The organism is uncultured Anaerobiospirillum sp. (genome assembly GCF_902485895.1).
In the GTDB taxonomy this organism is placed as follows: Bacteria; Pseudomonadota; Gammaproteobacteria; order Enterobacterales; family Succinivibrionaceae; genus Anaerobiospirillum; species Anaerobiospirillum succiniciproducens.
Map to the genome: position 1 here is coordinate 18929 of NZ_CABTML010000073.1, position 17962 is coordinate 36890.

The 17962-nt window shown below is 44.8% G+C and carries 15 protein-coding genes; 11 read left to right on the forward strand and 4 right to left on the reverse strand.

The genetic code is table 11. The features are described 5' to 3' along the window. Positions 1-97: 97 nt before the first annotated feature. The 9 genes from RDO37_RS06175 (at position 98) to RDO37_RS06215 (ending at position 9914) form a co-directional block, all read left to right on the forward strand. Positions 98-904 (forward strand): ATP synthase subunit I, encoded by an 807-nt coding sequence (locus RDO37_RS06175; RefSeq protein WP_308498462.1) that lies wholly within the window; start codon positions 98-100, stop codon positions 902-904. Positions 905-3092: 2188 nt separating this feature from the next. Further along, positions 3093-4049, forward strand: a complete 957-nt coding sequence (gene atpB, locus RDO37_RS06180; protein WP_027939925.1) for a F0F1 ATP synthase subunit A — start codon at positions 3093-3095, stop codon at positions 4047-4049. Between the two features lie 279 nt (positions 4050-4328). Next, a complete protein-coding gene (atpE, locus tag RDO37_RS06185; protein WP_027939926.1) occupies positions 4329-4550 on the forward strand; it encodes a F0F1 ATP synthase subunit C in 222 nt (73 codons plus the stop codon). Positions 4551-4583: 33 nt separating this feature from the next. Continuing rightward, positions 4584-5054 (forward strand): F0F1 ATP synthase subunit B, encoded by a 471-nt coding sequence (gene atpF, locus RDO37_RS06190; protein WP_027939927.1) that lies wholly within the window; start codon positions 4584-4586, stop codon positions 5052-5054. A gap of 17 nt (positions 5055-5071) precedes the next feature. Beyond that, positions 5072-5602, forward strand: coding sequence for a F0F1 ATP synthase subunit delta (locus RDO37_RS06195; protein ID WP_027939928.1), 531 nt, complete (start codon positions 5072-5074; stop codon positions 5600-5602). Positions 5603-5618: 16 nt separating this feature from the next. Beyond that, the gene (gene atpA / locus RDO37_RS06200) at positions 5619-7160 is read left to right on the forward strand and encodes a F0F1 ATP synthase subunit alpha (RefSeq protein ID WP_027939929.1); all 1542 of its coding nucleotides are present in this window, start codon (positions 5619-5621) and stop codon (positions 7158-7160) included. Between the two features lie 11 nt (positions 7161-7171). Next, positions 7172-8035 (forward strand): F0F1 ATP synthase subunit gamma, encoded by an 864-nt coding sequence (atpG, locus tag RDO37_RS06205; protein ID WP_281710187.1) that lies wholly within the window; start codon positions 7172-7174, stop codon positions 8033-8035. Between the two features lie 18 nt (positions 8036-8053). Then, positions 8054-9469 (forward strand): F0F1 ATP synthase subunit beta, encoded by a 1416-nt coding sequence (atpD, locus tag RDO37_RS06210; protein ID WP_281710188.1) that lies wholly within the window; start codon positions 8054-8056, stop codon positions 9467-9469. 16 nt (positions 9470-9485) lie between these two features. Beyond that, positions 9486-9914, forward strand: coding sequence for a F0F1 ATP synthase subunit epsilon (locus tag RDO37_RS06215; RefSeq protein ID WP_281710189.1), 429 nt, complete (start codon positions 9486-9488; stop codon positions 9912-9914). 69 nt (positions 9915-9983) lie between these two features. Here RDO37_RS06215 and rsmD read toward each other — a convergent pair whose 3' ends face one another. Next, entirely contained in the window at positions 9984-10556 is a 573-nt protein-coding gene (gene rsmD / locus RDO37_RS06220; protein ID WP_027939933.1) for a 16S rRNA (guanine(966)-N(2))-methyltransferase RsmD, read from the reverse strand. 412 nt (positions 10557-10968) lie between these two features. On the opposite strand from rsmD, the gene ftsY reads away from it, so the two are divergent. Both ftsY and RDO37_RS06230 read left to right on the forward strand, forming a co-directional pair. Further along, on the forward strand, positions 10969-13053 hold the full coding sequence (gene ftsY / locus RDO37_RS06225) for a signal recognition particle-docking protein FtsY (RefSeq protein ID WP_308498463.1): 2085 nt from the start codon (positions 10969-10971) through the stop codon (positions 13051-13053). Positions 13054-13590: 537 nt separating this feature from the next. Beyond that, on the forward strand, positions 13591-15654 hold the full coding sequence (locus RDO37_RS06230) for a TonB-dependent receptor (protein ID WP_308498464.1): 2064 nt from the start codon (positions 13591-13593) through the stop codon (positions 15652-15654). Positions 15655-15829: 175 nt separating this feature from the next. On the opposite strand, the gene RDO37_RS06235 is transcribed toward RDO37_RS06230, so the two are convergent. From RDO37_RS06235 to RDO37_RS06245, 3 genes are all read right to left on the reverse strand, one after another. Then, positions 15830-16660 (reverse strand): energy transducer TonB, encoded by an 831-nt coding sequence (locus tag RDO37_RS06235; protein ID WP_308498465.1) that lies wholly within the window; start codon positions 16658-16660, stop codon positions 15830-15832. Further along, entirely contained in the window at positions 16661-17161 is a 501-nt protein-coding gene (locus RDO37_RS06240; RefSeq protein ID WP_308498466.1) for a biopolymer transporter ExbD, read from the reverse strand. Positions 17162-17258: 97 nt separating this feature from the next. Beyond that, a complete protein-coding gene (locus RDO37_RS06245) occupies positions 17259-17798 on the reverse strand; it encodes a MotA/TolQ/ExbB proton channel family protein (protein WP_052339034.1) in 540 nt (179 codons plus the stop codon). Between the last annotated feature and the right edge of the window lie 164 nt (positions 17799-17962).

Genomic DNA, 17962 nt, shown 5'->3' on the forward strand with positions numbered 1-17962 from the left:
TGGGACTATCTTTGTATATGTGATAGTGACTTTCAACTTACATAGGAGAGTGTGGAAGCTTGGGCTTTTAGCTGCATGAGTTAGCCACTAAAAAGATATGAGAGATTCAAATCTGTATAACAGTGACGAGAACACTGTAGATAATAACGAGCACAACAGCCACGATGTTGCTAAGTCTGTTTTACGTGAACAATTAGACAGTAGCAATCAACATCCAATCGATCTCAAGAGTGGTAATAAAGATAGATCATATGATGCCTACGACGATGTAGAGGCAGATGATCAGTTTGTCTCTAAGATCTCAGCACAAGAGGCTCTTGAACTTAGCAAAAAGCAGCATGGCTTACCTAAAATGATCCGCCTTTTACAGGTGCTCATCTTATGTATGTTTGGTTCTGCATTTGTGGGTTTTTACAAAGGCTACAATCTTATCAAGGGGCTTGAGTCTTATTATGCGGGCGCTCAAGAACCAATTGATTACGCTCAATCCTTAGCTGCTATTGCTGGTCCATTAGCAGATCAAGGTGCCTTAGGTTGTGCCCTGTGGTTTATGATCTCTTCTATATGTGGTGGCTTAGGCGTAATTATTCCTTTTGCGGTATATAACTTTATTGCACGTCGTGGCGAGCAGAGCCGTTTTCCAGGTACTGCAGGTGTGATGTACGATGCGATCAAGGCAGAGGTCTATAAGTACTCCATCATGGTTCTGATCTTAGGAGCTGTGTTTAAGTTCACTGATCTTAATGACATGATCACCATTGCTACATTTGTAATCATGATGTGCGTGCAATTAGTTCTTTCTAGCTATAGCTTAGGCTTTGCCTCACAGAAGGCTGCTCAAGAGACTTATAAGTCCAGTTCACAAGGTGCTGCAAACTCAAGTGGTGATGCAGCAATTAAGTAGCAAAACACTTAGATTACAGATCATAAAAAGCTCGATTGATGTACCGCCTCTTTAAGATCAAGATGTGGTACATGGGATCGAGCTTTTTTCATTATTGCCCGTACAAGCATTTGACTAATACCAATACACAAGCCACGGCCTTAAGTAACGATGATTTGCCGATGTATATGGTGATGCTAAAGCTGCCTCACTCAAGACTAAAACAAAGACCAAGACAAAGACTAAGACCAAGACAAAGATCAGAAGTGGTGGCAATAGCAAGAGCAAGAGCAAGAGCAAGAGTAGCAGCAAGCGCAGGGGGCGGTGCTTTGGCAAGATCGTAAGTGTGGCCATAAGATCTTGAGAGTGCTATGCGTGCTGGTCGTGGCGGTGCGCGATATTTTGAGATCGCTAAGATCGCCGTTAGATTCATCGAAGCTGAGATCCCTTTTAAGTATGGTTTGAGCGTGGCGAGCTTAAGATTTAAGTGGTGAGAGATCATTAGTATTTGGTGCGGGCGCTCTGAGTGCAATTAACAGTAAATGGATGTTTTGATGGTTTATGGTTGCTAAAGCAAAATTTAGCTGCATCAGGTCATGAGCTACGCTGGAGTGCTCCCTTTTTGTGGGGTACTTAAAAGTCAATTTAGATGAGTGACTGCAAAAAGTTGCGGTGCAGGGTGCTTAGTAATGCACCGAATCGATGCAAGAATATTTTGCAAAGAGTCTAGAGTAGGGTTAGATAAAAGGTGTAATGCGCATCTTTAGTATCTTGTCAAAATGAGTGGGATCTGTATGTATACAAGTTAGCGTTTGTCTTTTGATCTAGCGCACACACCGCTGTTGGTTATGTTTGACTATAAATGCGCTTATACATAGTAAAAAAGAGAGTTCTGCATGAACTTGTATACCAGTTTGACCTGGGAATCTTACCTATTTTGATTGCCTGAGTTGGCAGAGAATTACGTATGCTTTTGCGCTTATTGATAGGCCTTTAAGAGTTTTGTGTGACTAAGCTCTCAATGGTCGCGTGACAATGCGCACACTTTAGTTAACACGTGATGATAACTAGCTTTGTAACTTGATAATTTTTTCCATATGTATATGTCACAAGATTGTGATTTCAATTTCTCATTTGAAAACAATCAGAGTATATTATCAAGCTGATAAAGGAACTGCTAAGCTCTGTCTAGCGGGCTTTTCATGGCTTATTGTTCTGAATTTTGACCCTTACAGGTCTTTATTTTTAGCACGGTAATGCCATCGATTTGTATCTGAGTGCATTGCACTACAAATGCACATCAAAGCCAGCCTATTACAGACTTGTAACGCACTTTATCTCCCCATGATGAACATGTTTATCATGGTGTTTTAGTTGTGACTCAAGGGCACTTCACCACTAGTCTTCAACATTCGTGCTTGCGACTTTAAGTTTGTAGCTTTTATAAGTTGTCAAACCTAAGTCTGTGTAGCATGGGTCTTGTTGACTATGAGAGTCATGGCGCTTTTGAGGGCTTTATCCTTTTGGTCAATGACTATTAAGTCATTAGATCAGGCTTATGAAAACGGGAATACCCATTTGCATAAGCTTAGGGTTAGTTCTCGTTTTGAGAGCTGTTTAGTTCTTAAATGCGCCATGTCTTTTACATTGAAGAGTTCAGAGAGCAGCTAAAAATCTCTTAGATACGCTACTTGCGCTAACTTCCTTACATGTACTTGTATATGTAGGCAAGGTAGTTAAAAGCAGCCTCTAAGATAGCTTTAGCGTTTCTATACTTCAGAGGACAGCCTCGTAGTTTTTGGCAGCCTATTGAGATGTTATAAAGCTACGACGTACATGACCTCCTATCTTGCTAAAGATAAGATGGCAGGTATTGCTTGCTAACTTACCTTTCAAGAGGCCAGGTTTAGGCTAGGCGGTAAGTACTAACGATTGCTCTTTGAGCTTGTTGTTGCTTGCTTACCTGTAATAAATTTTGGCTTGGGATGGAATGATTTAAAAGGCTTGATGAGATGGCTTGCCATAACATCTGCATTTGAATCAAAACTCTGAGGACAAGCAGTAATTTAGTCATCGAGCGCAACTATGCTATGTAAGGCGAGCATTTTTAAATGCTGCTCATTTCAGGCCTAAATCCTGAGTGCGGTAATTTCTTAGTGTTGCTTTAAAGAGCGTTTTTGCAAGTTCATCCAGGAATCAAAAGTATCTTATGTCTGGGACTTCATCTCAAGAATATATTGGACACCACCTTCATTTCTTGCAGGTTGATCTCCGCGATGGCAGTATCGTAGATAGTGTTATTCCTAGAGAGCCAGCAGCTTACGAAAAGTGCATGGAAGCAAGCGGATCTCAGTCTGATTGCTTAACCATCACTGGTTATGATCAGTGCTACTTTTCAGATTTAGCTCAAGGCTCCTGTATCTCCTATCACGCGCCTTCGGAGCATGAGGCTTCATTGATTAACTTCTACCACTTAAACCTAGATTCTCTAGGCTTTACAGTGCTCTTAGGTTTACTGTTCTTCTGGTTATTCAGAAGCGCTACTAAGAGAACTGCTACTGGAGTTCCAACCAAGCTTCAGTGCTTTGTAGAAATGATCTTTGAGTTCGTACAGGGATCTGTTTCCTCCATCTTCAAGCGCAAGAGCAATCTCATTGCTCCACTGTCGCTGACTGTGTTTATGTGGGTTTTCCTCATGAACCTGATGGATCTGCTCCCTATCGATCTGTTACCTCACTTTGCAAGCACAATCGGTGTTCCTTACTTAAGAGTAGTGCCATCAGCTGACGTAAACATCACCTTGTCTATGGCATGTGGTGTGTTCTTGCTGATCTTCTACTTTGCCTTCACCAATATTGGTGTTAAGGGCTTCGTTAAGGCTTATACCCTTCACCCATTCCATCACTGGGTTTTCGCACCTATTAACGTCATCTTGGAAGGTGTTTCACTCCTGGCCAAGCCTGTCTCATTAGGTCTGCGACTCTTCGGTAACATGTACGCCGGTGAGATGATCTTCATCCTTATCGCTCTGTTACCTCTCTGGTGGATTCAGTGGGTGCTGAACGTGCCTTGGGCATTGTTCCACATTCTGATTGTTACCTTGCAAGCATTCATCTTCATGGTTCTGACTATTGTTTATCTGTCAATGGCCAGTGAAGAGGACTAAGCGAGCAAACTAAGTTACAAAGTGCTAGTAGTCACAACAACTTTTTACGACGCTAATGTTTTGCAACTTAAAACTAATGTTCGCTTAGCTTCTTAGTGAAGTGAATGAAAAGTTCATAAACAGATGTACCAAGTAAGTTACTTATGGGCTACTTGGATGCATTCTGCAACGGGCCAAAGGGCGTGAGTTTTTCTTAACTTTACCCCTCACACTTTGGTTCTGATGATTTTAAAAAGCTATAAAAAAGCAAAGAAATTTGTACTTTTAAGGAGAATTTAAATGGATTTCAACATCCTCGCTGCCGGTATTATGATGGGCTTAGCTGCTATCGGTGCTGCAATCGGTATCGGTATCTTAGGCGGTAAATTCTTAGAGGGCTCTGCACGTCAGCCTGACTTACTTCCATTACTCCGTACTCAGTTCTTCATCGTAATGGGTCTTGTTGACGCTATTCCTATGATCGGTGTAGGCCTTGGCATGTACCTCATGTTTGCTGCTTAAGCTAAACGAGAGTTTTAGCAAGGAGCTAACACCTTGGAAATTAATGCTACATTTTTAGGACAGGCCGTAGCTTTCCTCATTTTCGTGGTCTTATGCATGAAATATGTTTGGCCACCTTTAATGGACGTTCTTGAGAAGCGTCAAAAGGAAATTGCTGACGGTTTATCCAACGCCGAAAAGGCTAAAAAGAACCTTGAGTTAGCTAAGTCCAATGCCTCAGACACTCTGCGTAATGCAAAGGAAGAGGCTCAGAAGATCATTGATGAGGCACAAAAGCAGCGCTCAATGATCCTGGACCGTGCTGCTGAAGAGGCTACTAACGAAAAGAACCGCATCATCGATTCTGCTAAGGCAGAAATCGAGGCAGAGCGTAACAAGGCTCGTGAAGAATTACGTGCTGAAGTTATCGCCTTAGCTGTTGCTGGTGCGGAGAAAATTCTTGATAAGAAAATGGACTCAAGCTCTGATCATCAAATGGTCAAGAAGATTGTTGATTCCTTGTAAAGAGTGGGGGCAAAGCATTGGCTGAGAACCTAACTATAGCAAGACCTTACGCCCAAGCAGTGTTTGAGATTGCTCAGAAAGACAAGACATTCGACAAGTGGTCAGTGTCACTGCAGGCTTTATCCTGCGCAGTGTCTAGCGAGCAGCTCCTCACTATGATCAAGAATGCAGCCACTCGCGATGAGGCTGCTAAGATTTTGATCGGGGTTGCAGGTGATCTTCTTGATGACAAAGCTCAGAACTTTGTTCGAGTTTTAGGTGAGAACGATCGTTTTGAAGTTCTCCCTGAAATCTGTCAAGAGTTTATCAGGTTAAGAGACGACTATCTGAAGGTAAAGGCTGTTGAGATTGTATCAGCCCGTCCACTTGCTAAAGAGGACGAGAAAGCAATCGTAGCCAAGCTTGAGCAAAAGTATCAGGCAACCGTAAGTCTTACACGTACAATTGACCCAAGCATCATGGGTGGTGTCATCATTCGCGTTGGCGATGAAGTTATTGATGGCAGTGTAAAGACCAACCTCGGTAGATTGTCCTCTACCCTCAAGTAAAGCAGGGGAAATTTAAATGCAATTAAACTCAACTGAAATTGCCGATCTCATCAAACAGCGCATCGAGCAATTTAAGGTTGTCACTGAGGCTCGCGACGAGGGTACTATCGTTTCCGTTAACGACGGTATCGTTCGTATTCACGGCCTCTCAAGCGTCATGCAAGGTGAAATGCTGGACTTCGGCGAAGGTCTTTATGGTCTGGCTTTAAACCTCGAGCGTGACTCTGTTGGTGCTATCGTTTTAGGCCCATACTCTCACTTATCTGAGGGTATGAAGGTTCGTAGCACTGGCCGTATTCTGGAAGTACCAGTTGGCAATGGCTTATTAGGTCGTGTTGTTAACACCTTAGGTGAGCCAATTGACGGCAAGGGCCCAATTGAGAAGGCAGCTTTCTACCCAGTAGAAAAGATTGCTCCAGGCGTTATTGCTCGTCAGGGCGTTGCTCAGCCTATCCAGACCGGCTATAAGGCAGTTGACGCTATGATTCCTATCGGTCGTGGCCAGCGTGAGCTGATCATTGGTGACCGTCAGGTAGGTAAGACTGCTTTAGCTATCGATACCATTATCAACCAGAAGAACTATGGTGTACGCTGCATCTACGTAGCTATCGGCCAGAAGGCCTCCACCATTGCTGGTGTAGTACGTAAGCTTGAAGAGCACGGTGCTTTAGAGAACACTATCGTTGTTGCAGCTTCTGCATCCGATACTGCTGCTCTGCAGTACATTGCTCCATACGCAGGCTGTGCTATGGGTGAGTACTTCATGGATCAGGGCGAAGACGCCTTAATCATCTATGACGACTTATCAAAGCACGCTGTTGCTTACCGTCAGATTTCTCTGCTGCTGCGTCGTCCTCCAGGGCGTGAAGCATTCCCAGGTGACGTTTTCTACTTACACTCACGTCTTCTCGAGCGTGCCTCACGTGTTAACGCTGAGTACTTAGAGGAGCTTAGTGGTGGTAAGGTCAAGGGTAAGACTGGTTCTTTAACCGCTCTGCCTATTATTGAGACCCAAGCAGGTGACGTTTCCGCGTTCATTCCTACCAACGTAATTTCTATTACCGATGGTCAGATCTTCTTAACTTCTTCTCTGTTCAACTCAGGTGTTCGTCCTGCTGTTGACCCAGGTATCTCCGTATCTCGTGTAGGTGGTGCCGCACAGACTAAGATTATTAAGAAGCTCTCAGGTGGTATTCGTACCGCTTTAGCTCAGTACCGCGAGCTTGCAGCTTTCGCTCAGTTCTCATCAGACCTTGATGATGCAACTCGTAAGCAGCTTGATCACGGTCAGAAGGTAACCGAGCTCATGAAGCAAAAGCAGTTTGCTCCATTAACTGTTGCTGAGCAGGCTCTCGTTATTTTCGCAGCTGAGCGTGGCTACCTTGAGGATGTTGAACTTTCCAAGATTCTGCCATTTGAGTCCGCCCTGTTAGAGTTTGCTCGTCAGAAGTACGGCGATTTGCTGAACAGCCTCGAGCAGAAGCCAGACTATAACGATGACATCGTTAAGAGCTTTGGCGATTTAATCTCTGAGTTCAAGTCAACTCAGACTTACTAGGAGCTCTAACAATGGCCGGAGCAAAAGAAATCCGCACTAAGATCGCTAGTGTTAAGAACACTCAGAAGATCACTAGTGCGATGCAAATGGTAGCCGCATCGAAGATGAGACGTGCTCAGGAGAAAATGTCTTCTTCACGTCCATATTCGCAGGCTCTCAGCCGCATCATCGGACACATTGCCGCTGGTCACACTGAGTACCACCATCCGTACATGGTTGAGCGAGAGGTTAAGAACATTGGTTATATCATTGTTTCTACCGATCGTGGCCTGTGCGGTGGTCTTAATATCAACCTCTTCCGTAAGGTTTTAGGCGAGATTAAAGGCGCCTTAGACAGCGGTAAAGGTGTTAAGACTGTACTGTTAGGTGGTAAGGCCCACTCATTCTTTGCCCGTGCTGGCGTTGAAATCATCGCTCAACACGCAGGCTTTGGTGATGAGCCTTCACCTGACAAGCTGGTCGGTGCCATTAAGGTGATGACTCAGGCTTTCTTAAACGGCGAAGTTGATCAGATCAATCTGTGCTTCAACGGCTTTAAGAATACGATGGTGCAGCTTCCAATGGTTGTTAAGCTTTTACCTCTCCCAATCACTGATGATGAGAACGTAAAGAGCCACCATTGGGATTACATCTACGAACCTGATCCAGCTATCATTTTGAATGTAGTTTTAGATCGTTATATTCAGCAGATGGTTTACCAGGCAGTTCTTGAGAACCTTGCCAGTGAGCAGGCTGCCCGAATGGTGGCTATGAAGGCCGCTACGGATAACGCCGAGACTCTTGTTAGCGATCTGCAACTTGAATATAACAAGGCACGTCAAGCAAGTATTACGATGGAACTTAATGACATCGTATCGGGTGCATCAGCGGTCTAAACAAGTAGAGGATAAAAAATGGCAGAAGCTAGAAAGCGTGCTGGTGAAAAGGGCACTATTGTGCAGATCATCGGCGCTGTTGTGGATGTGGAGTTTGCAGAAAACGCCATCCCAGAGCTTTATGACGCACTCGATATTAAGGGCGACGGCAAACAGCGTCCTGACATCGTTTTAGAAGTGCAACAACAAATCGGCGGCGGCGTTGTACGTTGTATCGCCATGGGTTCATCTGACGGTTTATGCCGTGGCTTAGAAGCTGTTAATACTGGTGATGGTATTAAGGTTCCTGTAGGCCATGCAACCTTAGGCCGTATTATGAACGTTCTGGGCCAGCCAGTGGACGAGCGCGGCCCTATCGGTGAGGAAGATCGCTGGGTTATTCACCGTGCTGCTCCTACTTACGCAGAGCAGAGCGCAACCACTGAGATCTTAGAAACCGGTATTAAGGTTATTGACCTTATCTGTCCTTTCGCTAAGGGTGGTAAGGTAGGCCTCTTCGGTGGTGCTGGTGTAGGTAAGACCGTTAACATGATGGAGCTTATCAACAACATCGCTAAGGCCCACTCAGGCTTATCCGTATTCACCGGTGTAGGCGAGCGTACCCGTGAGGGTAACGACTTCTACCACGAGATGGAAGAGTCTAAGGTTCTTGACAAGGTATCCATGGTTTACGGCCAGATGAATGAGCCACCAGGGAACCGTTTACGTGTAGCTTTAACTGGTCTGACCGTTGCTGAGAAGTTCCGTGACGAGGGTAAGGACGTGCTGTTGTTCATCGACAACATCTATCGTTATACCTTAGCCGGTACCGAAGTATCAGCTCTGCTCGGTCGTATGCCATCAGCTGTAGGTTATCAGCCAACCTTAGCTGAGGAAATGGGTGCACTTCAGGAGCGTATTGCTTCTACTAAGAAGGGTTCCATTACCTCTATTCAGGCTGTGTACGTGCCTGCTGACGACTTAACTGACCCATCCCCAGCTACTACCTTCGCTCACTTAGACGCAACCATCGTGCTTTCACGTCAGATTGCATCTTTAGGTATTTACCCAGCTGTGGATCCGCTTGACTCTACTTCACGTCAGCTTGATCCGCTCGTTGTTGGTCAGGAGCACTATGAGGTAGCTCGTGGCGTTCAGACTATTCTGCAGCGCTACAAGGAGCTCAAGGACATTATCGCCATCTTAGGTATGGACGAACTGTCAGAAGACGACAAGCTTACCGTAGCTCGTGCACGTAAGATTGAGCGTTTCTTATCTCAGCCATTCTCTGTTGCTGAAGTATTTACCGGCTCCCCTGGTAAGTATGTATCCTTAAAGGACACCATCCGTGGCTTCAAGGGCATCATCAACGGCGAATACGACAACTTACCTGAGCAGGCATTCTACATGGTAGGCTCTATTGATGAAGTTGTAGAGAAGGCCAAGAGCTTATAGTCAGGAGGTATGACGCATGGAAGATATTACTTTCCATCTTAACGTCGTAAGTGGTGTTGGCAGTATGTATTCAGGTCGCGTCAGAGCTATGTCTGTAACTGGCTCTGAGGGTGAACTGGGTATTCGCCATGGCCACACTCCTTTAATTACCACCATCAAGGCAGGTATGGTTACCTTAGTTGACGCTGAGGGTAAAGAAGATCAGATCTATCTTGCAGGCGGTATTTTAGAGGTTCAGCCTGAGGACGTAACTGTCCTTGCTGATACTGCTCTGCGTGCTGATGACATTGATGCAGCTAAGGCTGAAGAAGCAATGCGCGCAGCACGTGAGGCCATTTCTCATGCCAATGCTGGTGATAAGGACTACACTCAGGCCTTCATCAAGCTGTCCGAGGCAATGGCTCAGCTCAAGGTGGTCGAGCTCGCACGCTCACGCAGACGTTAATAGTTCTTCTATTAACTCGACAAAAAAAGGGACCAATTGGTCCCTTTTTTTATGCCTTTTGAGCCTGATTTAGATAAAGAAGCTACGTTCGTATAAACCGTAGTGACATTGACCAGCTTCGCCATCGCGAATCATAGTAAGACCAAAGAGTACTTTCTTCTTAGCCTTGTTCATTTCAATATAGACTACGCCACCGTCATTGAGTAAATCTTTTTGTACGATCAACTCTACTGCAGGCTCGAGTAGATCTGAGCTAAATGGTGGATCTAAGAAGATAAGATCAAAGGCTGGTTTACTTTCCAGGTTCTCAAGGAAGCTTAAAGCGTCCTGGTTGACTACACGAGCTTCACCTGCAGCATCAGGCAGGGTGGAGATATTGCTTTTAAGGATTGCTGCTGTATCTGCATCCTTTTCAACTAGGGTTAGAGATTTTGCTCCTCGTGATAAAGCCTCAAGGCCCAAAGCTCCAGAACCTGCAAATAAATCTAAAACTGCAGCGCCGCTAGTTCTTTCGCCAATCCAATTAAAAACGGTCTCACGAACGCGATCGGTGGTTGGACGTAGGCCATCCATGTCGATAACTTCTAACTTACGGCCCTTAAATAGGCCACCAATGATACGGATCTTGTTGTCGTAAGCCACTTATTTCCCCTGAAAGCCTTCGTTAATTTCTTATCTGCAAATCGTTTTAATACAGATTTCGGCTCCATTGTAAGGCTTTTCTCTCATTCTTGGGCATTTTCGCTATAATGTTTAGCGCTTTGCATTGATAATTGGTTTAATGCTAAGCCTCACTAAAGAGGCCAACTATCTTCTATCTTGATCAGGCCACACTTTATCTGTGACCACTTGGTCAATTTGAGCAATGTTGCTCTCAAGCAGCCAAACAAAGAATCGATAGCTTTGTACTTCACAACTATGCCTAAAATTTAGGGCTTTAACATCTTGTGGAAGTAAGCTGCAGCAAGCTGAATCATACAATTGTATGGTCTAGTTGTGTTTTGTCATATGCCTCTTCTGCACTGGCAGTCGAGCAGAATCGGAACTTATAAGCATGGGTTTTTTTTCAAAGTTATTCGGCAGAAAAAAGAAAGACGAAGCTGATGTTTCACAAGAGTCTCAACTAGAACAACAGTCTTTAAGCCGTGACGAACAGGATGACCAGCCGGTTGTTGATGCCATCGTTAAAGAAGAGAAGGCTGAACAGGGCCATTTGAGTCTACAAGATGACAATGAGGCTGTGTTTGCTGATGGCGACAAGGATAGTGACCTTAACTCTGAGATCATCGACGATATTGCAGCTCAAGTTGAGGAAGCCGAAAAAAAAGAGCCATCTTGCGACAGCGCCAAGCAGGGAACGAGCTCTGAGTCTCAGGATGATGCAACCGATGCGGTTGCTCCAGCTGTTGCAAGTAAAGAGACTGACAACGTAGACGCCGCTGCAGTTGCAGCCGCTCAGGCAGAAGCCGAAGCAAAGGCCAAAGCAGAGGCTGAGGCAAAGGCTAAGGCAGAAGCCGAAGCACAAGCAAAGGCTCAAGCAGAGGCCGAAGCAAAGGCCAAGGCAGAAGCCGAAGCAAAGGCCAAGGCAGAAGCTGAGGCAAAGGCCAAGGCAGAAGCTGAGGCAAAGGCCAAGGCAGAAGCTGAGGCAAAGGCCAAGGCAGAAGCTGAGGCAAAGGCTAAGGCAGAAGCCGAAGCAAAGGCCAAGGCAGAGGCCGAAGCAAAGGCCAAGGCAGAAGCTGAGGCAAAGGCTAAGGCAGAGGCCGAAGCAAAGGCCAAGGCAGAGGCAGAAGCAAAGGCCAAGGCAGAGGCTGAAGCAAAGGCCAAGGCAGAAGCCGAGGCAAAGGCCAAGGCAGAAGCTGAAGCAAAAGCTAAGGCAGAAGCCGAGGCAAAGGCTAAGGCAGAAGCCGAAGAAAAAGCTAAGGCAGAAGCCGAGGCAAAGGCTAAGGCAGAAGCCGAAGAAAAAGCTGAGGCACTGGCCAAGGCGGAAGCTGCACGTGAGGCTGTAGAATCAGAGGACGCAGAAAAGGCAGAGGCTGACGAGGCTGAGGGTGAGGTTGAGTCTGATGAAGATGGCAAACCTAAAACTAAGCGTCGTGGCAAGCGTGCTGCTAAGGCCGCTAAAGAAGCCAAAGAAGAAGCTGCTGCTGAGCAAGAAGACACCGAGTCTGAAGAGACTGAGGTTGCTGAACCTGTCGAAGTAGAACAGCAAGAAGAGATTAAGAAAGAGAAAGCCTCCTTCTTCAGCCGTTTAAAGAAGACTCGCGATAATCTTGCCTTTGGTGTGAGCTCTCTGATCTTTGGTCGAAAGATCGATGAAGAGTTATACGAGGACTTAGAGACTGCTCTTATTCAGGCTGACTTAGGTGTTGATACCACCATGAAAGTCATTGAGCAGTTACGCGATGAGTCTCGTATCCGTGATTTGCGTGATGCCGGTGCGCTGCGTAATAACTTAAACCGTATCCTGTCCAATATTCTCTATCCAGTGGAAAAACCACTGATGGTGATGGATCACACTCCATTTGTTATTCTGATGGTAGGTGTAAACGGTGCCGGTAAGACCACTACCATTGGTAAGCTTGCGAAGAAGTACCAGGATATGGGTCTTAAAGTCATGTTAGCAGCAGGTGATACTTTCCGTGCTGCTGCAGTTGAGCAATTACAAGAGTGGGGCCGTCGTGCAGATGTTCCGGTTATTGCTCAGGCTACAGGCTCTGATAGTGCATCAGTACTCTTTGATGCAGTTAACGCCGCAAAGGCACGTGATATCGACGTACTCATCTGTGATACTGCAGGTCGTCTGCAGAACAAAGACAATCTCATGGAAGAGCTGCGCAAGATTGTTCGTGTAATGCAGAAGATCGATCCAGCTGTTCCTCATGAGACTTTACTGGTACTTGATGCTGCAACTGGTCAGAATGCAGTATCTCAAACCAAACTCTTTACCGAGGCAGTGAATGTATCTGGTTTAGTGCTTACTAAGCTTGATGGCACAGCCAAGGGTGGTGTGGTTATTTCACTTGCTGATAAGTACGGCATCCCTATTCGCTATGTTGGTATTGGTGAGAAGGCTGAGGACTTACGTGAGTTCAAGGTAGAGCCTTACGTTGAAGCTTTATTAGGTGAAGACCTCAAATAGCAATCTATCTCTTTAGATTCATTAATAAGAGCCGGCTTTATGCCGGCTTTTTGATGTGTCAAAACAAATTTTTCACAACCAAATACGTATGTTTGGTAGTGCTTTAGGGCGATATTTGGATTTATTTTGGGGCTTGATACAGGCTTTTTATACACAAAATTGTTTATAAATATGCGCGTTAATTGAGTTTAAGGTTTCTACTCGATACAGATTGTTTTAGGAATATCGTCTTTGGTACAAAATGGGTGTTTTAGGCGCACTTTTGGTTCAAAAATGAGAGCTAACCGTCAAATTTTCTTAAATATCCAAACTAATTGCAAAAAACTATCAGTAAGTTTTTGCGAAATTTTTCTATAAGCTCATAATGCAAACTTTCTTTTAGCACTGAAAATCCCTCAAGTGGAGCCATTGTTAGTTGTTGTAATGGTGTTTGTCTGTATTCGATGCTAAAAATTTTGTATCACAAACAGAGAGTGTTTTTGAATAATGTCTTCTAAAAGTAAGTATAAGAAAAGCCTGTTAGCAGTGGCTTTATCTATGGTAACCGTTCCTAGTGTCTACGCAGCAGATCAGACTAAAGGTGCTAATTATGATCGCATTGCTGGCGAGACTGTAGTTATCACCGCTGCGCGTACTCAAAAGGCACTTCTCGATACTGATGCTTCTGTAGCTGTCGTTACAGGTAAAGAGACTCAGCTGTTAAACCGTGACAGCGTACCTGATCTGTTAAGCACCCAATCAAGCTTAAACATCGTTTCTGATGGTACTCCTGGTGCTAAGCGTGTTGCTATTCGTGGTGAGCACTCAAACCGTACCTTAGTAATGGTCAACGGTGATCGTATTTCCGATCAGAAGACCAAGTCAGGTGCACCTATGCTCATGAACCCATACTTCATTGATCGTATTGAAGTAGTAAAGGGCCCTGCATCTGTTTTATACGGCTCTGATGCTATTGGCGGTATTGTTAACGTTATTACCAAGCAAGCTTCTGCAAACCCAATCGATGTAGAGGCTGGCGTAGGTTACAACAGTGCCACCTCTTCATTTACTGAGTTTATGAATGCAACTGGTACTGTAGATCGCTTTAAGTATGCAGTAGGCGCATTTAATGATAATGCAGGTGATTTACGTATCGCTGATGGTCGTTATGTAGATAACACTGCCTACAGAGCACACGGCTTCAATGCTGACTTAAGCTATGACGTTACCGACAAGCTTACCTTAGGCTATAACGGTGAGCTGTACATTTCATCATCTGAAGTATCTACCACCACCGATTACCCTGCATATAAAAACTTCCGTGGTTCTATGCCTAAGTGGAACCGTATGAAGCATAAGCTCTACTTCAAGGCTGTAGACTTAAATGACTATGTAGCTGCTGTAGATGGTTCTTTCTACTATCAGACCAACGATAAGGATTATTTAAACACTCCATATGCTGGTGTAGATATCGACGTAGCTAACGAGCAAGAGAGCTTTGGTGCAAACCTCCAAGCTGAGTTCTCCTTATCCGACACTTTCTACCTCGTAACTGGCTACGAAGGTCGCCTAGATAAGGCAAAAGCCTACTCGGTGATGGATGTAGGAGGCAATTTGTTACCTCCAGCCATTCCTTGGATGCGCATGGTGCACACATTTGATGATGTTGGTTTTAAGCAGCAAAATCATGCAATTTACTCCATGCTCTCAACCTATATTACTGATGAGCTGACCTTAAATACTGGTATTCGATATAACTACGTAAAGAATGATGCTGGAACAACTACAATGGGCGGCACTTACTATACTCGTCCTCAACAGCCGGGCCAGCCAAGCATTGGTGTAGTTCAGCCAGATCAAATTACTGCTATGGATGATAGAACAGAAAGCAAGCTCTTAGGTTCTGTTGGTCTTGTTTATCGTCCTTTTGAAAATGGTGCTTTCCGTGCAAATTGGTCTCAGGGATTTAGATCTCCAACCTTGCAGGAGTTGTTCATCACCACCTCAACTGGTGAAATGCAGAAGGGCAACCCTGATCTAAAGCCTGAAGAGTCTGATAACTTTGAGCTTGGTTTCCGTTGGGATGATGGTGCTTTAGCTGCTGATTTTGCAGTGTTCTACACTATTGCTGATAACTACATTGAAACCCAAAAGGTCAAACCGAAAGAGTTTACCTTCCAGAACATTGCTCAGGCTACCACTTATGGATCTGACCTGTCACTTGCATACCTCATCGATGGTACCTACGAGCCTTATGTAAACTTAACTTACCTGGTGCGTGAGTATGAAATTGAGGGTAAGTCATCTAAGAACAATGGTACCCCACGTTGGTCAGGTAATGCAGGTTTACGCTACTACGGCTCTACTTTCAATGTAGATGGCTATGCTAAGTTTGCTGACAACTCTAAGAACGACGACATTGCTGAAAGCTCATACATTGGTCAGTACAACTTAGCAGGCTTCGTAACTTGGAACTTAGCCGTATCAGCTCACTTCGGTTCAAATGATCAGTTCACTGCATACGCAGCTTTAGAGAACATCTTTGATAAGAAGTACATGACTAATGAGCTGATTCACGATGCTGGCCGCAGCTTCTCATTAGGCGTTCGTGGCAAGTTCTAAGATCGTACAGTTCTTGTGACTAAGGGCTTAGTCCCTTAGTCCTAGACTAAGCTCGTACTCATGCAATTGAGCTTACTTTTAGTCAATACTAAAAAAGCAGCGCTATGGCGCTGCTTTTTGCTGATGACAAAAGAAAAGGCAGTTTCCTTTGTGGTTACTGCCTTTTCTTTTACCCTTAGATAAGTTCGTACTTGATTGGGATTAGTACTCGATTATTCATTGAAGATAGTTTGGTATTGAATTTGAGCATGCTCTTGGCAAGTTTGCCTGCAGCCTCATCTAAGATCTTATGGCCAGAGCTTTTATTGATGGTGTATGAGATCACCACGCCACGTTCAATTACAAACTCAACCATCACAGTGCCTTCAAGTCTGCGTCTTACGGCATTACGAGGGTAACGCAGCTTGCTTTTGATCTCTTTTACGAGCAGAGATGACAGCTCAGCTGTGATCTTGCGGCTTTGCTGCTCGCTAGCTTGTGGAGTTGGTTGTGTAGTTGGCTTTGCCTGTGTATCAGGTTTTACTGATGTTTGATGTCTCGTGCTTGTGGTTTGAGCCTCTCGCTTTGGTTGTGGCTTAGGCTCAACTTTTGGCTTAGGTTCGGCTTTTGGTTGAGGTTTTGGCTCCGCCTTAGGCTTAGGCTGGGGCTTGCTTTCAGACTTTGGCTCAACCTTTGGTTCTACTTTAGGCTCTACCTTAGGCTCAGGCTTAATTTCTTGTTTGAGCTCAGGTTTAGGCTCTTCTTTAGTTGCAACCTTCTCTGGCTCAACTTCTTTTGGAGCTGCTTGAATAGGCTCATGATCCTCAAGAGTTTTTTCTTGTGGCTCTATCTTTTCGGCTGCAGCAACATTTAAAGAGAGGATTACAGATTCAAAGTTTTGCTGTGGAGTAATTATGAACTTTGGATTGTCCAAGACTCCTATAGCCACGAGGGAACCTAGCACTCCAATGAAGCCACAGGTGCGTGCAACTAAGTCAGGATCCATAGAGAAACACTTATGAATCATCTATTTTGATCCTGCACTGTATGTAGTGCTGCTATTTGTTGGAGCAGTACTCTCGCTTGCTCGAGTACCAACAGCAGAGCCTGGGGCACCTGGGGCGTTATCGTTTTTCTCAGCAACAACTAAAAGGCGACCATGGGTATAGGTACGAGCCAGATCAGCAACAGTGATTAAGTGTTGAGTAGGAGTGTCACTAGAGATCACAAGCTCAATGCTTAGCTCTTCGTTATTGTCGTTGCACTCAACCATGCGCTTTTCGATGATAGTTTCAAGCTCATCTACAGTACATGAAGTCTCACCTGCACTAAAGTTACCGTGAGCGTCTACACTGACACGAATAGTGGCAGTACGGCTTTCACTTTGAGCAGTGCCTGACTGAGGTAAGTTAAAGTCAATCACCGGCAGGGTAAAGCTCATGGTCATGATGAAGAAGATCACGAGCATAAAGATCACGTCAATCAGTGGTGTTAGATCGACATTTAAGTCATCATCATGCTCGTTCATGGAAAATGTCTCCTGACATTGAAACTTGGTGGCCGCAAGGTAGCTATGGGCTAACTTGTTGATATGGCCAAAGGGTTGTTTGGGTTTGTGCTGTGCGTTAGTGAAGCTTAATGTTGCTAATTGCAAGGTTGATTTGGTTTCTAAATGCTCTGAGGTTCATGAGCAAGTAGTAATGAACAATCAGCGCAGGGATCGCAAGAGTCAGACCCATCACAGTGGTTAATAATGCTTCCCAGATACCGCCAGCAAGCATAGATGGATCAGGCATAGAGCGCGCTGAGAGGTTGGCAAATACATCTACCATACCTAAAACAGTGCCTAACAGGCCTAATAAAGGGCCGATAGCAGCACATAGCTTTAAGAAGTACATGGATGAATAGATGCCTTTCATCTGAACTTGCATCAGAGTGTTAATGATGAGCTCACGATTAGGCTTATTACCCTCGTCTTGACTCTTATTGGCTTCAGCCTCATTAACTGAGGTAATGATGCTGCTCGCAATGCCATTGGCTGATAAACCTTGTTTCTTAACGAGGATTACCAAGACGGTGCCACGAATAGCCATGAAAAGACCGATGATGCCGATTAAGAAGATAAAGGCACCTGAATAGCCGACTTGGTAGAAGAAATTGATCATGATTGTTTAAACACAAAATGCAATTATGGTTGATGCTGTTCGCTTGTTCACGCAGGAGTGACATTTACATACAAGTATGTACTGCTGCTCAATGACCCAAGATCTTGGCACAGTCATCGACCATTTTGATTGACTTAAGATCCTAATGATTTGCCCGACATTGC

What these genes read in the sequence shown, in the direction of transcription:
- RDO37_RS06175 (WP_308498462.1), top strand. Translation starts at nt 98, where the DNA reads ATGAGAGATTCAAATCTGTATAACAGTGACGAGAACACTGTAGATAAT.
- atpB (WP_027939925.1), top strand. Translation starts at nt 3,093, where the DNA reads ATGTCTGGGACTTCATCTCAAGAATATATTGGACACCACCTTCATTTC.
- atpE (WP_027939926.1), top strand. Translation starts at nt 4,329, where the DNA reads ATGGATTTCAACATCCTCGCTGCCGGTATTATGATGGGCTTAGCTGCT.
- atpA (WP_027939929.1), top strand. Translation starts at nt 5,619, where the DNA reads ATGCAATTAAACTCAACTGAAATTGCCGATCTCATCAAACAGCGCATC.
- atpG (WP_281710187.1), top strand. Translation starts at nt 7,172, where the DNA reads ATGGCCGGAGCAAAAGAAATCCGCACTAAGATCGCTAGTGTTAAGAAC.
- atpD (WP_281710188.1), top strand. Translation starts at nt 8,054, where the DNA reads ATGGCAGAAGCTAGAAAGCGTGCTGGTGAAAAGGGCACTATTGTGCAG.
- RDO37_RS06215 (WP_281710189.1), top strand. Translation starts at nt 9,486, where the DNA reads ATGGAAGATATTACTTTCCATCTTAACGTCGTAAGTGGTGTTGGCAGT.
- ftsY (WP_308498463.1), top strand. Translation starts at nt 10,969, where the DNA reads ATGGGTTTTTTTTCAAAGTTATTCGGCAGAAAAAAGAAAGACGAAGCT.
- RDO37_RS06230 (WP_308498464.1), top strand. Translation starts at nt 13,591, where the DNA reads ATGGTAACCGTTCCTAGTGTCTACGCAGCAGATCAGACTAAAGGTGCT.
- RDO37_RS06235 (WP_308498465.1), bottom strand. Translation starts at nt 16,660, where the DNA reads ATGATTCATAAGTGTTTCTCTATGGATCCTGACTTAGTTGCACGCACC.
- RDO37_RS06240 (WP_308498466.1), bottom strand. Translation starts at nt 17,161, where the DNA reads ATGAACGAGCATGATGATGACTTAAATGTCGATCTAACACCACTGATT.
- RDO37_RS06245 (WP_052339034.1), bottom strand. Translation starts at nt 17,798, where the DNA reads ATGATCAATTTCTTCTACCAAGTCGGCTATTCAGGTGCCTTTATCTTC.